Annotated in this window: 13 protein-coding genes and 2 pseudogenes; 6 read left to right on the forward strand and 9 right to left on the reverse strand. The window is 61.5% G+C overall.

Translation table 11 applies throughout. The features are described from left to right. Positions 1 to 421: 421 nt before the first annotated feature. Positions 422 to 1,714: a siderophore utilization protein FsrB gene (gene fsrB, locus AC1DW2_RS15980; RefSeq protein WP_439034994.1), complete on the forward strand. Its 1,293-nt coding sequence runs from the start codon at positions 422 to 424 to the stop codon at positions 1,712 to 1,714. Between the two features lie 350 nt (positions 1,715 to 2,064). On the opposite strand, the pseudogene AC1DW2_RS15985 reads toward fsrB, so the two are convergent. Further along, positions 2,065 to 2,158 (reverse strand): annotated as a pseudogene (locus AC1DW2_RS15985) (ClpX C4-type zinc finger protein); the annotation flags it as partial. A 66-nt stretch (positions 2,159 to 2,224) separates the two neighbouring features. Then, positions 2,225 to 2,383 (reverse strand): annotated as a pseudogene (locus tag AC1DW2_RS15990) (glyoxalase superfamily protein); the annotation flags it as partial. A gap of 290 nt (positions 2,384 to 2,673) precedes the next feature. Between AC1DW2_RS15990 and AC1DW2_RS15995 the strand changes: the two are divergent. After that, positions 2,674 to 3,489, forward strand: coding sequence for a hypothetical protein (locus AC1DW2_RS15995; protein WP_439034995.1), 816 nt, complete (start codon positions 2,674 to 2,676; stop codon positions 3,487 to 3,489). A 39-nt stretch (positions 3,490 to 3,528) separates the two neighbouring features. On the opposite strand, the gene AC1DW2_RS16000 is transcribed toward AC1DW2_RS15995, so the two are convergent. Both AC1DW2_RS16000 and AC1DW2_RS16005 read right to left on the reverse strand, forming a co-directional pair. Beyond that, a complete protein-coding gene (locus AC1DW2_RS16000; protein ID WP_439034996.1) occupies positions 3,529 to 4,254 on the reverse strand; it encodes a pirin family protein in 726 nt (241 codons plus the stop codon). 82 nt (positions 4,255 to 4,336) lie between these two features. Next, the gene (locus tag AC1DW2_RS16005; RefSeq protein ID WP_477006545.1) at positions 4,337 to 4,930 is read right to left on the reverse strand and encodes an isochorismatase family protein; all 594 of its coding nucleotides are present in this window, start codon (positions 4,928 to 4,930) and stop codon (positions 4,337 to 4,339) included. A 49-nt stretch (positions 4,931 to 4,979) separates the two neighbouring features. Between AC1DW2_RS16005 and AC1DW2_RS16010 the strand changes: the two genes are divergently transcribed. Further along, positions 4,980 to 5,936, forward strand: coding sequence for a LysR family transcriptional regulator (locus AC1DW2_RS16010; protein WP_223153554.1), 957 nt, complete (start codon positions 4,980 to 4,982; stop codon positions 5,934 to 5,936). Positions 5,937 to 5,950: 14 nt separating this feature from the next. Here the strand turns inward: AC1DW2_RS16010 and AC1DW2_RS16015 are convergent, their stop codons facing one another. Together AC1DW2_RS16015 and AC1DW2_RS16020 are read right to left on the reverse strand one after the other, a co-directional pair. Beyond that, positions 5,951 to 7,147 (reverse strand): M24 family metallopeptidase, encoded by a 1,197-nt coding sequence (locus AC1DW2_RS16015; RefSeq protein WP_439034998.1) that lies wholly within the window; start codon positions 7,145 to 7,147, stop codon positions 5,951 to 5,953. 144 nt (positions 7,148 to 7,291) lie between these two features. Continuing rightward, on the reverse strand, positions 7,292 to 8,269 hold the full coding sequence (locus AC1DW2_RS16020) for a LysR family transcriptional regulator (protein ID WP_354175580.1): 978 nt from the start codon (positions 8,267 to 8,269) through the stop codon (positions 7,292 to 7,294). A 228-nt stretch (positions 8,270 to 8,497) separates the two neighbouring features. Here AC1DW2_RS16020 and AC1DW2_RS16025 point away from each other — a divergent pair, with 228 nt between their 5' ends. Genes AC1DW2_RS16025 through AC1DW2_RS16035 form a run of 3 tightly spaced genes read left to right on the forward strand, consistent with a single transcriptional unit; the run spans position 8,498 to position 10,970 of the window. Continuing rightward, complete coding sequence (locus AC1DW2_RS16025) at positions 8,498 to 9,706, forward strand: ABC transporter substrate-binding protein (protein WP_477006546.1); 1,209 nt, start codon at positions 8,498 to 8,500, stop codon at positions 9,704 to 9,706. Then, positions 9,703 to 10,452 carry a nitroreductase gene (locus tag AC1DW2_RS16030; RefSeq protein WP_477006547.1) on the forward strand — a complete coding sequence of 250 codons (750 nt, stop codon included), beginning with the start codon at positions 9,703 to 9,705 and terminating at the stop codon, positions 10,450 to 10,452. Before AC1DW2_RS16025 ends, AC1DW2_RS16030 begins: the two co-directional genes overlap by 4 nt. After that, positions 10,431 to 10,970: a 4-hydroxylaminobenzoate lyase gene (locus AC1DW2_RS16035; RefSeq protein ID WP_477006548.1), complete on the forward strand. Its 540-nt coding sequence runs from the start codon at positions 10,431 to 10,433 to the stop codon at positions 10,968 to 10,970. Before AC1DW2_RS16030 ends, AC1DW2_RS16035 begins: the two co-directional genes overlap by 22 nt. Before the next feature lie 366 nt (positions 10,971 to 11,336). On the opposite strand, the gene AC1DW2_RS16040 is transcribed toward AC1DW2_RS16035, so the two are convergent. The 3 genes from AC1DW2_RS16040 to AC1DW2_RS16050 all read right to left on the reverse strand — a co-directional run bounded on the left by AC1DW2_RS16040 (position 11,337) and on the right by AC1DW2_RS16050 (position 14,162). Continuing rightward, the gene (locus AC1DW2_RS16040; protein ID WP_477006549.1) at positions 11,337 to 12,254 is read right to left on the reverse strand and encodes a tyrosine-type recombinase/integrase; all 918 of its coding nucleotides are present in this window, start codon (positions 12,252 to 12,254) and stop codon (positions 11,337 to 11,339) included. Between the two features lies 1 nt (position 12,255). Next, on the reverse strand, positions 12,256 to 13,164 hold the full coding sequence (locus AC1DW2_RS16045) for a hypothetical protein (protein ID WP_212094704.1): 909 nt from the start codon (positions 13,162 to 13,164) through the stop codon (positions 12,256 to 12,258). Between the two features lie 101 nt (positions 13,165 to 13,265). Beyond that, on the reverse strand, positions 13,266 to 14,162 hold the full coding sequence (locus tag AC1DW2_RS16050) for a ketopantoate reductase family protein (RefSeq protein WP_477006575.1): 897 nt from the start codon (positions 14,160 to 14,162) through the stop codon (positions 13,266 to 13,268). Between the last annotated feature and the right edge of the window lie 90 nt (positions 14,163 to 14,252).

The following is a 14,252-nucleotide window of genomic DNA, read 5'->3' on the forward strand; positions in this document are numbered from 1 at the left end:
GTTGCGGACAAGTGGCGAATGTTCTCACTCTAGAAGCATTCCATTTCGAAGCGCTCGCAGAAGCCGGCGATGCACCTCGACGCGCATATGGGCGCATTGGTCGCACGATTTATTCTCCGGTCTCGATAGATTCTAACTCTGCGTCTCTCGCACTGAAGATGCCCCCGCGTTAGGGCGAGAGTCCAAAAATCATTCCGGCAAAGCCGGCAGTGCGTGGGGCCTCGCTAGACGTGTCAGACTTCCAACTTCGTTCGTGCTCCAATGCGCGCCTTCGACAGCTTCAGGTGCTTTTCTTCGGCGCCGTCAGCATATTCGCTCTCTGCGTTCCCTTCGCGCCTGCGCAGGCGCAGACTCAAATTCCCACGGTCTCGGTGGAAGCGCCGGCGCAGCGCGCCCGACCCGCTTGATGAAAGTCGAGACGATGAGAGCGATATTTGGCAAGCTGCATCGCTGGGCGGGACTGCTGACGGCCGGCTTCCTGTTCTTCTCCGGCATCACCGGGGCGATCATCTCCTGGGACCACGAGATCGACGAGGTGCTGAATCACCACCTGTTCGATGTCACCAGCAAAGGCCCGTCGATTCCCTCGATCGAGCTCGCGAAGATGATCGAGCAGCGCGATCCCCGCGCACGCGTCGTCTACCTCTTCATGACGCCGGAGGAGGGGCACTCGCTGTGGTTCTTCGTGATGCCGCGGATCGATCCGGCGACGGGAAAACGCTTCGCGATCGACTACAACCAGATTTTCCTCGATCCCAACACCGGTGTCGAGCTCGGCCGGCGCTATTGGGGCGCGGTGTGGCCGGTGACGCGCGAAAACCTCGTCTCGTTCCTCTACAAGCTCCACTATACCATGCACATCCCGGAATTCTGGGGCAGCGATCGCTGGGGCATGCGCGTGCTCGGCGTGATCGCCATCATCTGGACCATCGATTGCTTCGTCGGCTTCTATCTGACGCTGCCCTCGCGACGGCGCGCCAAGGCCGCGCGGGCGCCCCAGGTCACGCGCCAGCTCGAACGCGGCTTCTGGGCGCGCTGGGCGCCGGCCTGGACCATCAAGGCATCGGGCAGCGCCTACCGGATCAATTTCGACATCCATCGCGCCTTCAGCCTGTGGACCTGGGGCGTGCTGTTCATCATCGCCTTTACGGCGTTCTCGCTGAACCTCTATTTCGAAGTGTTCTCGCCGATGATGAAGATGGTGTCGAACTACACGCCGACGCCCTATGAGCAGCGGCCCTATCGCGATCTCGACGATCCCATCGAGCCCAGGGTGACGTTCGCCGACATTGCTGCGCGCGCGGCGGCTGACGGCAAGGGGCGAGGGTGGACCGTCCCGGTCGGCGCGCTCAGCTACGGCCCGGCCCATGGCGTCTACGCGGCCGCCTACTTCCATCCCGGCGACGATCACGGCGCCGGCGGCGTCGGGCCGGCCCAGCTCTATTACGACAGCGAGGACGGCCGCCCGATCGGCGAACGGCTGCCCTGGGTCGGCACCGCCGCCGACATCTTCGTGCAGGCGCAATTCCCGCTGCATTCGGGCCGTATCGTCGGGCTGTTCGGCCGCATCCTGATCTCGATCATGGGCCTCGTGGTGGCGGCACTCTCGGTTACCGGCGTCGTGATCTGGTGGCGCAAGCGCCGCGCCCGCGTCAGGGTGCGCGAGACCGCGGCGATGCGCCCGAGCCGGCAGCAGCTCACGCCGGCAGAGTAGGGCCGGCGTGCCGCTCGATCGTCTGTGCGTTTACCGGGTCCGCTCGTTGACGATGGGAACCGCTGTCTGCAGCGCCTGCTCGTAACGCTTCAACTGACTGAGCGAGAATTTCTTCATCGCCAGCAGTTCGTCGGACGTCTTGCCTCTCAATCGAGCGACGTTGGATGTCTTGAACACGTCATCATTTGCCGCCGAAGCGTTCTGTCGAAGCGCAAAAACCCTTTCGATGTTCTGCGACAACAGCCGATTGCGCTCCACCCCTTTGTTCGCGTGCTCCACATAGTGAAGCAGTCGATCGGTGGGCATGGCGCGAGCACTGTCTGCATCTCCTTCGATGAGGCGAAGCAGCTGCTCATCAACGATATCGGTGCATAGGTCGATACATTCGTCGCATATAAAGACAGCCGGCCCAGCCACCAGCTTGCTCACTTCATGCTGGTTCATGCCGCAGAACGAACAGTAGATGGGACGATCCTGCTGGGCAGGATTCTGCACGCCAGCACTCGGCTGCGCCGCATCAATCTTGGCCGACAGAATATTCCAGTTCTCGTACCCGAACGCTTTCGCGATCAGTTCCAAAGCTTCGCTGTGAGTGGTTTGCACGGCTTTGGCATTCAAGGCATCGCGCAAGGAACGAGCCATAGCCTTCGCATCGCGGAAATCGCGCATGAGAGCACCCGTATCGGCGAACGGAGAAGATCGGTGCCTGCCTTGCCGACCCGCTCGCCAATAGCGAGGGTGAGGGCGACTTTGATACGTTCACCATCCCCAAAGGGCGCAGGCAGCGGGTGTATCGACCCAACCGAATTTTGGCGCTGGACGGCCGCTCTTGTCAACCTGAAACGGGTACATCGACACCTCCGGCCGCCGCGCACGTTTGCAGTTCAGGAGCCGATGAACCTTCCAGTCCGGCACCGGCACAAAGACTGGAGATCGCTCCCAGTCTTCCGGAAATTGCAATGAGATCGCTCGTCTTGCTCTGCCTGCTCGTTTTCGCGACACCCACCGACGCCGCCACGCCCGAGCAGCACTATCTCGATTTGCGCGATCGCTACATCGCAAAATTCTCCAAAGCCAAGGAGAACGACGAGACTTTTAAGCAGCACGATGCGGCGCTTAACGAGCTGACCGGTGTGCTGCGCGGCTTGGTCGGACCGGTCACGATCAAGGGGCTGCCGGCCGAGGGCAAGTCGAACGCCGACACGCTGTTCAAGGGCGACTCGGGCTTCGGCCATCTCGACGGGCTGGGCTTCGCCTCAGAGGGCGACAAGATGCAGGCCGTGGTGACGACGACCGCGCTGCTCAAGCACTGGCTTGCCGAGCACCGCGAGGACGGCCTGCCGCAGGAGATCGCCGCAGCCTTCAAGTCGGATCGCTTCTACTATCAAGCCATCCAGGACTCGGCCTTCGCCAAATATGCCGAGCTGCCGATCACGAAACCCGCATCCGCGAGTGCCGCGGTCGCCGTGCTCGGCGTGCGCGGCAACGGCGACCTGAAGGGCGCGCCGCATGAAATCGACGTCGTCGCGATCCAGGGCGACAAGGTCTACTTCCTCGCCGCAACCGACGCCGCGAAGACGGCCGAGATCCCGGCCTGCGAAAAAGTCTGGAAGCAGATGATGGCCAGGAACACCCCAGAGGACGCCATGGCCAAGGAAGACCAGGCGATGGACGCCTACACCAAATGTTTCGCCAAGGAAGCGCCAAACCAAGGTTGGTACGCGGCGGCGGTGAAGAAGGCGCAGAGCCAGATCGATTTGCTTCCCATCCGCTAGAGCGCGCGGCAGCCGCAATTCATCAAACTACGGCCGCCTTCAACCGCTGATCGTTCCCCCACGCGAATATCTGGAGTCTCGATCAACGAGAAAAACGATAAGGTCGGCGTCCTCACTCGCTTCCAGCCTCGGTGAGGCTCTGTCGCCGGCGAACATCAGCGCGGTATGCTTATCGGCCTTGTGCCCGTCCGCGACGATGCTGCCCCGGAAGACGTAGAGCCAGCGATCGAAACCCGGTTTCGACGGAAGCTCAGTGCTTCGCCCCGCCGGCAAATGTATGTCGTAAAGGTAGATGGCTTGCCGCACGAAGGTCGAAGCGTCCGATCCCTCCGGCCCCGTCAATAGCCGCCATTTGTCTTTTCGCGCAGCCTCGTCCAGCTCGACGAACTGAACGTTGGGCTCTGCATCTGCGGTTTCGGGCCGAACGAAGATCTGGAGCATTTCGATCTGGTCGTCGCCGTCGACCTTCTCTTCATGGTGGAAGCCCCGACCTGCATTCATCACCATGAGCCGGTCGGATGAAATGACTTCGCTTCTGCCGGAGGAATCGGTGTGCAGCATCCTTCCGCTACGCATGTAGCTGATGATCTCGTCGTTGCGGTGTTCGTGCATCCTCACGACGAGACCGGGGTGAAGCCGGGCGTGGTCGATGACCCCAAGCCCGCCGAAGCCCGCATCGTCCCGTTGATCCAGCGAGATGCCTGGATGGATTCGGCGCAACTGGAATGGCCCGTGTGACCTGACCTGATGGGTCTCCGGTGACACGATTCCGATCCCATTGATGGGCGCAACGAAAGAAATGCTGTTACTCCTTGGCCCCGGCGGCTTAGGTCGATCTTGGGATCGATTACGACTGGATCGGCGGCAACACCTCGGTGAACAGGAGATGGATCAGCTTCTGCCCGCTCGGCGTGCCCCAGTTCTGGGCCAGTTCCGCGATCATGGTGTTGGTTGCCGTCAGGACAACGCCGGCGTCCTGTATGCGGCGGCGGGACATATCTTCCGAGAGTTCGAACGGCGATCCCGAGGCGTCCATGACGGCCTGCACCTTGTAGCCTTCGGCCACGGCGTCGATCGCCGGGAAGACGAGGCAGACGTCGGTCGTGACACCCGCCATGATCAGGTTCTTGCGACCCGTCGCTTCCACGGCGGCCTTGAAGTTGGCGTCGGTCCAGGCGTTGACGATGCCTTCGCGCTTGACGCGCTTGTCAAAGGCGTCGGGAAGGATGTCCTTCAGCTCGGGCAGCAGCGGACCCTGCAAGCGATCTTCCTGGCTCGATGTCAGGACGGTGGGGATGCCGAGAATGCTCGCGGTTTTCGCCAGCGCCAGCGACATGCGTCGGGCACGGTCGACATCGATGTTCTTGATCAATTGCATGGTGCCGATCTGGTGGTCGATCAGCAGAAGCGCGGAATCCTCAGGCGCGAAATAGTTAGGCATGGCGGGGTCTCCCTCGGTCGAACGAGCGGCATCGCTCGCCGATGAACCTATGGATGGAACGAACCCCGCGGCAGACTTGAAAAATGCCCACCTCATGTTTCATAAATGGAACATGTCAGCCTTTTCAGATTTCGACGGCCTTGCACTGTTCACCCGCATCGTCGAAGCCGGCGGGCTGGCGGCGGCCGAGCGTGCGACGGGCATTCCCAAGGCAACGCTGTCGCGGCGTCTGTCCGCCCTCGAGAAGACGCTCAACGTCCGACTGGTGCGACGGACGAAGAGGGGCGTCGCGCTGACCGAAGAGGGACAGCGGCTCTTCGACCGCACCCGGCCCGCGCTCAACCTCGCCGAAGAGGCCGTGGCTGAGGTTCAGGACGAGCGGGTTGCACTGTCAGGCACCGTTCGATTGTCGCTGCCGCCGGACATCGCGACGGCCGTTCTGGCGCCAGCGTTGATCCGCTTCAAGGTCAGGCATCCCAGCGTGATGATCGAGATGACCTTGGCCGATCGAAGGGTTTCGCTGATCGAGGAGGGATACGACCTAGTCGTGCGGATGGGGCAGGTTGCCGACTCCGGACTGATGTTCAAGAAGTTCGCCTCTCTGCCGCGCGTGCTGGTCGCGAGTCCGGGCTTTCTCGCCACACAGATGCCATTGAAAGAGCCGCAGGACCTGAATGAGATCCCCGCACTTGCGATCCGTCATGATTTGGTCGAGTGGGATCTACGAAGTCACGACGGCGCTGCTGTCACGGTGACTCCACGGATTGGCTTCGCGGCAAACCGACAAACGATATTGGTAGAGGCGGCGATCGCCGGACTCGGTGTCGCGAACCTGCCTTTGTTCATGGTGGAGGCGGCGCTGAATTCGGGAGCGCTCGTCCGCGTCATGACCGGATGGGAGTCGTCGCCCGTCGAGATGACTGCGCTGTGGCAGAAGGACAGGTTCAGCGGACGCCTGACGAAGGCGATCGTGGCCGAGTTTGCTGACGCCTTGAAGAGTGTCTGAGGTTGGATTGCCGTCTAAAGTGCACTGCCACCAACGTTCCAGCCCCGGCCACCTTCGCCAAAAATCTCATACCCGGTAGGCGTCACCACAACCGTATCCTCGAGCTTGATGAAGCCGCGCTTCGGATGCTTCATCGTCGTCTCGATCGAGACCACCATGCCTGTTTCGAGCGGCAGCCGGGCGTCGGTGTCGTCGTAGGGGACCGGACCCTTGGCGGTCAGGCGAGGGGCCTCGTGGCTAACGAGACCCATGCCGTGGGCCAGGAAATCTGTGCAGTCGCGCTGGGTGATCCGGGCAAGCTGCCGCTCGGCCGCGACGTAGATGTCGCCGCCCAGAGCGCCCGGCCGGACCGCGGCGAACGCGGCGCGCTGCACGGCTTCGATCTCGGCCAGACAGTCTCTCAGTTCGGCATCGGGCTCGCCCAGCACGGCCATTCGGGCGAGGTCGCCGATATAGCCGTGATAATTGCCGCCGGAGTCGAGCGACAGAACGTCGCCTTGCTCCCAGCGCTGCGCAGACGGCGCCCGGTTGTGGCTGCTGCCGCAGGCCAGCAGGCAGTATTCGAAAGTCAGGCCGCGATTGGCCTCGGCGACACGCAAGCTGTCCGACAATTGCTGCTTGGTGGTGCCCGGCCCGTGCGCGGCGATCACCTCCAGCATTGATGCAATGACGAGCTCGGACGCCGTCTTGAGCTTGGCCAGCTCGTCCGCCGACTTGACCGCCCGCAGCCGCTCCAGCACCAGCAGCGCGTCCTTGAGCTCGGCACCGGGCAGGGCGTCAGCGAGCGCCCTTCCAGCATCCATCGGCAGGAACGCCATCTCGACGCCGACCCGCTTCAAGGGCACGCCGGCGTCGCGAATCAGGCCAATGGCCCGTGTGACCGCGTCGACCGAGCCATTGGATTCGGTGCGGACCTGCGGCACCCACGGCGGCGCCACGGCACGCTGATGGGTTTCCAGACGGTGACCGATATAGACCGCCTTGTCCGGCGCACCCCTGGGATAGACCAAGACCGGCAGATAGCGGCTGACGCCCATCGCGTCCATGTAGTCGAAGAAGATCGCGCGCTCGGCCCCCAGCAGGTACTGCACATTGTGCTTGGAGGTCGCGACCAGCACGTCGAGGCCGGCGGCCTCCATGAGACGGTCGAGCTTGGCGGCGTCGAACGGAATGGCGCGCGAGCTGTTCGCGCGGGTGACGTTCTCCTGCATGACGGGCTCCTTGAGCGGCGGTTGAGACCGCCTTGTATCGTTGACCTCTTCAGGACTGCGACGCCTAGTCTAGCACAACCTCCACTCGCGCACCCAACTGAACGACCCAATGGCAAATGGAACCAGGACTGAGACCGTCGCCAGCTAGCGTCCACGCCTGAGGTCCGCGGTCGCGCGCCTGAGGATATCGTGAAGCCAGTCATGCGATGGCTCGCCCTCGATACGTTCGTGCCAGAGCAGCCGGACCTCGACAGGGGTTGTGGCGTAAGGCAATTCGTACGTCGTGATGGCATGCGCGCGTTCGAACGCCCGCGCCAATGGACGCGGAACGATGGCCGCGAGTTCAGAGTCCGCGAGCAGGGCGGGCAGCGCCAGAAAATGCGGCAGCGAAACCGCTATGCGCGGCGGCCGGTCGCTTTCGGACAATGCCCGTTCGAGCGCCGCGCGGTCATACATTTCCGATCGCCTTGCGAGGCCGCGCTCGGAGATGAAGCCTCCGATCGCTCCCTCCTGCTCGCCGCCGAAGGACACAACGACCAGCGGCATGCGCGCCAGGGCCGCGTTGTCGATCCGGCCGAGCTTGCGCTTTCCGCCCACGATCAGCACGTCGTCATATTCGAACAACAGCGAGGTCCGGAAGCGGCTCGGCGGATCCGAGAAGACGCCGATCGCAACGTCGATGCGACCAAGGTCGATCTGCTCGGCAAGGTCGATCCGTGTCACCGGCTTGATGATCAGGTCGATCGCCGGCGCCTCAAGCCCAAGTATCTTCAGGAGCGGTGACGCCAGCACCATCGTGGTGAAGTCGTTGGCGGCGAGGGTGAATTGCCTTGTGGAGGCCGCCGGAACGAAGCGCGGCTGCTCGACCGCCGCCTCGAGGGATCGCAGCGCTTCGCGAACCTGTGGCGCCATCGTCAACGCACGCGCGGTCGGCTGCATGCCGGTCGCCGTGCGCACGAACAGATCGTCTTCCAGCATCTCGCGGAGCCGGGCGAGTGAATGGCTCACGGCGGATTGACTGAGGGCGACCCTCTGGCTGGCCCGCAGCACGCTGCGCTCCTCCATGACGGCGTCGAAGACCTTGAGCAGGTTCAGGTCCAGGGTCTTGAAGGAAACAGCCACGAGCAGCACACCGTCGCAGGCGGATCGCGCGCCCGTTGCGTACCTGCGATCGATTCCAGTTAAGGCCATGCGCGCAGCCGACGCAACCGAGCAGGGCGCCCGGACCGCGACGCCCGGGCGTTCGCGTCACCAATCTGAAGGCGGTTCAGGATCACTCTGCAAGAGTTTCACTTCCGCATTCGCGCGATCCCGTCATGATCCCGGCGCCGAATTTGGAGGAGACGGGCAATGAAATCCTGCGGGATGTCGATCGGAGCTTTCGGACTAGCACTGGCGCTGTTCACGGCGCCGGTCCTTGCGCAGGATGGTCCGGTCAAGCTCGGCGTTCTCACCGACATGTCCTCGCTCTACGCCGACAATGGCGGCCAGGGCTCGGTGGTTGCGGCGCAAATGGCGGTCGACGATTTCGGTGGTCAGGTGCTGGGGCGCGGCATCCAGATCGTCACGGGAGACCACCAGAACAAGGCCGATGTGGGAGCGACCATCGCCCGGCGCTGGATTGAAAACGAAAACGTCGAGGTCATCCTCGACGTGCCCAATTCCGCGGTCGCGCTGGCGGTGCAGGGCATCACACGGGACAAGAAGAAACTGTTCCTCGCCACCGGCGCCGCCACGTCGCGCCTGACTGGCGACGAATGCTCGCCGACCGGAATTCACTGGACCTACGACACCTATGCACTGTCGCAGGGAACAACGCGGGCGATGTCACGTCTCGGCGCAAACTCCTGGTACTTCATTTCGGTCGACTATTCCCTCGGCGCGCAACTCGAGGCCGACAGCCGCAAGGTCATCGATGCCATGGGCGGCAAGGTGATCGGCGCGGTGAAACATCCGCTCAATACGCCGGATTTTTCGTCCTTCCTGCTCCAGGCACAGTCCTCGAAGGCGGACGTGATCGCGCTCGCCGACACCGGCGGCGACTTCATCAACGTCGTCAAACAGGCCGGCGAATTCGGCATCACGCAGCGGCAGAAGCTGGTCGGGCTGCTCGTCTTCATTGCCGACATTCACAGTCTCGGGCTCCAGAGCGCCCAGGGCCTGATGCTGAGCTCGGCGTTCTACTGGGACCTGAACGAAGACACGCGGGCGTGGTCGAAGCGCTTCATCGCCAAGACCCAGAAGGTCCCGACCATGATCCACGCCGGCACCTATGGCGCGGTGATGCACTACCTTAGGGCGGTCCAGGCGGCCGGCACGCTGGATGGGCCGACCATAGCCGCCAGGATGCGCGCCATGCCCGTGAACGATTTCATGACGAAAAATGGCCGGATCCGCGAGGACGGCCGGCTGGTCCGCGACATGTATCTGTTTCGCGTCAAGTCGCCCGAGCAGTCCAAATACAAGTTCGACTATTACGAGCTGCTGGCGACGATTCCGGGCGAGGAAGCCTTCCGGCCGATGGAGCAAGGCGGATGTCCGCTCCTGAAGCAGCCATGATCGGCGAGGGCGCAGCCGTGCAGAGCGGCATAGGCGAGATCATCGCAGGCCGTTTTGCATGCCGCGACTTCTCGGGCGCGCCGGTCGGGCGAGGGACCATCGAGCAGATTCTGCGCGTGGCACGGTTTGCGCCAAGCGGCGCCAATATCCAGCCCTGGCACGTCTACGTGCTGGCCGGCGATGCCAAAGACAGGGTCTCGGTGGCGCTGCGCGAGGCGCACGAAACTGCCCGCGACGCGCATATGTCGGAATACAGATACTACGCCAGTGATCTGCCCGAACCCTACCTGCAACGACGACAGGAGTTCGGCCGGTTGTTCTACGGTTCGCTCGGCATCGCCCAGACCGATATCAAAGCCAGGAGCGGCCAGACCGCCAAGAACTATGCCTTCTTCGGCGCGCCCGTCGCGCTGATCGTCACGATCGACCGGCGCCTGGAGGTCGGCAGCTGGCTCGACCTCGGCATGTTCATTCAGAACGTGCTGCTGGCTGCGGCAGGCCATGGGCTCCAGTCATGTCCGCAGGAGACGTTCTCGAAATACCACCGGATCCTGCGTCCGCTGTTGTCGATCCCGGCGGAGCAAATGGTCGTGTGCGGCATTTCGATCGGCCGTGCCAGGGACCAAATCGCGGGCAGGCTGATGCCGCGCGCGGACATCGCGGACTTCGCCTCGTTCGCGGGCTTTGAAGAACAAAGTGCAACCCAAATGGAAAGGACAACGCCATGGGAAGCCGAGACGAACTGATTCAGTGCAGCATTCCGTTCCTCCGCGAGGTCAAGGACATGACGCCCGGCGCGGAGATGGAGCGGTGGCTCAACCAAACATACGGCGAGAGCAGCCAGCTCTACCAGGACCTGGCACGCCTGATTAAGCTCGGGGTCGCGGAAGGCTGGGCGGCGAACCAGGAGGTCGAAGGTCCGAACTATCGGCGCAGCCGCATCCATGAGCCGATGCCCGAAACGTTCCAGTTCAGCATCACGGCCGTCTACATGAACAGCACCGATCCACGCCGCTTCAAGGACGACGACGACCACGACGTGCTCCGCGGGCAATATCACGGTCACCCATATGGGGAACTGAACCTGGTCGTGCCGCTGGACAAAGGCGCCGAGCTGATGGGGCTGCAAGGCTGGCAAGGGCCTGGCTGGACCGCGCCCGATCCCGGCAGCCGGCACTATCCCGAGGTCCGCGGCGGCGCCGTCATCGCTCTGTTCTATCTGCCCGCCGGACGCATCTCCTACGACTTCGCCGCACCGTCCTGACTGCCGGCCGGGCCTTCTCGGGTGACGCCGTGTGCGAGCGTCACCCGTTCAAAAGAATGCACAGCTGAGTCCGCGCGCGGCGATGCGCCGCGACGCCACGGCCAGCAAGGCGGCTCACCATGAACGGTGGGGAGGGATTTCGGCGACCATGCGCCATGGCGGGTGCGTATTGCACGTCAATTCCATCCCGAATCTCAAAAAACGCTAGCAATTGCAGTGGCTTGATTTCGATGATTTTGAGTCTCAGCGACGCCTGAATTCGAGTCCGATCCGGGTTCCAAGCAATGGAATTCGAGTCTGATTCATTTGCATCTAGCCGGCTTCCTCGGAACCGGGAGCCAACTAGAATTGGGAGGTGAAGGTGGTTTATTGCCGGGATGGGCGATCTGCGCTCATTGGATGGAGGCGATCGACAAATTCGGCTAGCTCGTCTGAAGAGTAAGGCTTGAGCTTAACATTCGGAATGCCGCGATAGCCATGAACTGCAAAGGCGTCTAGCCAATCCAAATCATTATCGGCAAGGAGCTTCACCGACGCTCTTTGTAGCTTCGCCGGCGTGAGACCCAAATCACCGACCCCCGCCTTGTGTATAACTTTATCTAATAGTTTCCAAACCAGCTTGAAATAAATCGCCTTGCCGGACTCAGTCACAAATAGCAGCACGGCACGTCGCCCTTGAATTGTGGCGATCCGGACCGAGCGATAGTTTCGAAGGGCAATTGCTGCGTCAGACGAAAGATTGAGCCTCCGCTTTCGAGAGCCGCGGCCAACGACAAGTCCGTCGGACAAAAGGTCGTCGCAACGCACTGCGGGCAGTTCCGACAGGAAAGCTCCCGACGATAGTGCATAGACCAGTGCCAGCTTTAATAGGGTCCTAAATGCTACCAGAGGTGAATCGTGAAGTCGTAGAGCGCTCCAGCAATACGCGATCAACTCGTCAACTAATGATTGATCCACGGAATAATCTGGACGTGTTTGCTTATACTTCGGCCGCGTTATGCTGGCCGCCGGATTTTCGCGGATCATGCGTAAATGGACGGCGACATCATAGATCCGACGTATGATTTGGAGACATCTCCGGTTCGTAGAATCGCCTGTTCCGCGGTTCGTAAGGATGACTTCAAGGTCCTGCCGGGAAAGTTTTAGAAAGTTGCCTTTTGGGGAACGGCAATGATTTGCCAGCCTTCTCATCTCGCGGGCAGCCAAAATGGCCTCGCGTTCGCCAACGGTTCGCGCAATTTCCGCGGCGATGCGCTGTTGAACTGTTGAAACCAGTCGTCGCATATCAAATCACCAGCGACATAAGATATTCGGAAACCAGACGAGACGGGGCGCGCCGCAATCGCGCAAAGACTTTGCTCGATGCCAAAGCGGGCGCGAGCCTGTCTTTGCTGCACATTGCCTGACCCAACGGCCGACGCAAGCATCGGCGAATCGCGGATTCGCCGGCCAAAACAATTTCGATCCCCTCCGATCGGTTGGGCGGCAACTCCACTCCCTGGTTCGCCAAACAAATGACCGCGCCAATGACTTCTATCAAGTCGAGAATATCACCTTCAATCCAGGCTCTAATTCTCCGCGGAAGCTGATTGCGCGCTGCTTTCCGCACGTTGATCGTGGAATTGAAGAGCTCCCCAACGAACACGTCGTAAGCATCGGGAGCTGCTGAATCACCCTTGCAAAGCCAAAGGCGGCGCGTGCATTCACCGCATTGAGATACATCGAAGGTATTCATCCATCGTAGGCGCCGTCCGCACCGGTCGCACGTGTCGATCAGCCGGTGAGACGTATCGGGGTCGATCCGCAGAGCAGCAATTGACCAGCTCAGCCGATGATATGGCCGCCGTCCAGCCCCGATATCGTCCGCAAACGTTTCAGGTGCGACCCGTCGTGTGCTTTGATTGATCTGTCCGTATCGCAACACAAACTCTCCAATCCGGAGGTAGTTCGCTTTGCTGTGCGGCGCAGCGAACATCGGAAGCAACTCACGAACGGACGCTCCAACCAAGTCAGAGATTGGCCCGGCAAGCATTGGCGAATATACAGCAGAAGCGACTGCCTGCGGATCACTCAAAAGAGCAGAGAGCAAAGGCGCTAATTCGGCGGAAAAGGAGCGCGATAGATGTATCAGGAAGCCAGATGCGCTCTCGCCCGGAGCTGGCATGAAATGCACGGAATTTGTCGCACAGCGCATTTCACTTCTCGCCATCCGTTAGGCCAAAGTGATCAGCAATCCTGCGGCGATTGGGTCCAACTTGCCGGTCTCTCACTCCATCAGCCCTAGCCTGAGCCGGATCATTGTTTGCGCTTCATCTCTGCCAGCTTCACCATCACTTGCAGGGCACGATTGGTCGGTGTTGGAATGCCCAATTCGGCACCTTTCCGAACGACGTAGCCGTTGAGAAAGTCGATCTCGCTGGGTTTGCCACGCGCGAGATCCTGCGCGGTGGACGACATTTGGTTCGGCATGGCCGCGGGAATTTTCAGGATTTGTTCAAGCAGGTCTTCCTGCACGAGGACGCCGCAAGCACGAGCGACGTTGATGGCTTCCTGCACCGCGCTCGCCACGACATCCGTCGTGCCTTCGACATCTAGCATCGGTCCGTAGGAGATGCCTGCCACGGCAGAGAGCGCGTTATAGGCGCAGTTCGTGGCCAGTTTGCTCCAAAGGATCCGTTCGATGTCGTCGGTGATAGTCGTCTGGATGTCGGCCGCGCACAGCATCTGCGCCAACGCTTCGCTCCTTGGTGATGAGCCGATTACGAGGGCACCGCCGCCATGATGTTTGACATGGCCGGGGCCGGCCATTTCGCTGCCGACATAGACGACGGCAGGAAGAACGGGATGCCCAGTGACGGTGCGGAGACGCTGTGGATTGTCGACGCCGTTCTGGAGACTTAGGATCGACGTTTCCCGCCCTAAGCGCCCAACCAAAGACCGACCTGCTACTTCTGTATCGGTCGACTTCACGCAAAATAGTATCAGGCCAGGCGAGGTGAGGGAGCTTGCGCCTGTAGCCGCTTTGGCAGGCACGTATCCCCTRAAGTTCTGCGTCTCCAAAAGGAGGCCATGCGAATTGATCGCATCGACGTGCGTTCGCCGGCCGACGAACATCACGTCATGTCCAGCCCTCGCCAGCAGTCCGCCATAGTAGCATCCGACGGCGCCAGCTCCGACGACTCCTATTTGCACGCTTGCCTCCTCCATTTGCCAAGGCAACGGGTTTATCAGGCGGCGGCTTTGTCTTCCTTCTCTGTGCCGCGTATGACGATCTTTAGAGCA

It is taken from the genome of Bradyrhizobium sp. P3_C3 (assembly GCF_056402655.1).

Excerpts from the sequence above, each read along its gene's own strand:
- fsrB (WP_439034994.1), top strand. The coding sequence starts at position 422 with ATGAGAGCGATATTTGGCAAGCTGCATCGCTGGGCGGGACTGCTGACG.
- AC1DW2_RS15995 (WP_439034995.1), top strand. The coding sequence starts at position 2,674 with ATGAGATCGCTCGTCTTGCTCTGCCTGCTCGTTTTCGCGACACCCACC.
- AC1DW2_RS16005 (WP_477006545.1), bottom strand. The coding sequence starts at position 4,930 with ATGCCTAACTATTTCGCGCCTGAGGATTCCGCGCTTCTGCTGATCGAC.
- AC1DW2_RS16010 (WP_223153554.1), top strand. The coding sequence starts at position 4,980 with ATGGATGGAACGAACCCCGCGGCAGACTTGAAAAATGCCCACCTCATG.
- AC1DW2_RS16015 (WP_439034998.1), bottom strand. The coding sequence starts at position 7,147 with ATGCAGGAGAACGTCACCCGCGCGAACAGCTCGCGCGCCATTCCGTTC.
- AC1DW2_RS16025 (WP_477006546.1), top strand. The coding sequence starts at position 8,498 with ATGAAATCCTGCGGGATGTCGATCGGAGCTTTCGGACTAGCACTGGCG.
- AC1DW2_RS16030 (WP_477006547.1), top strand. The coding sequence starts at position 9,703 with ATGATCGGCGAGGGCGCAGCCGTGCAGAGCGGCATAGGCGAGATCATC.
- AC1DW2_RS16035 (WP_477006548.1), top strand. The coding sequence starts at position 10,431 with ATGGGAAGCCGAGACGAACTGATTCAGTGCAGCATTCCGTTCCTCCGC.
- AC1DW2_RS16040 (WP_477006549.1), bottom strand. The coding sequence starts at position 12,254 with ATGCGACGACTGGTTTCAACAGTTCAACAGCGCATCGCCGCGGAAATT.
- AC1DW2_RS16045 (WP_212094704.1), bottom strand. The coding sequence starts at position 13,164 with ATGCGCTGTGCGACAAATTCCGTGCATTTCATGCCAGCTCCGGGCGAG.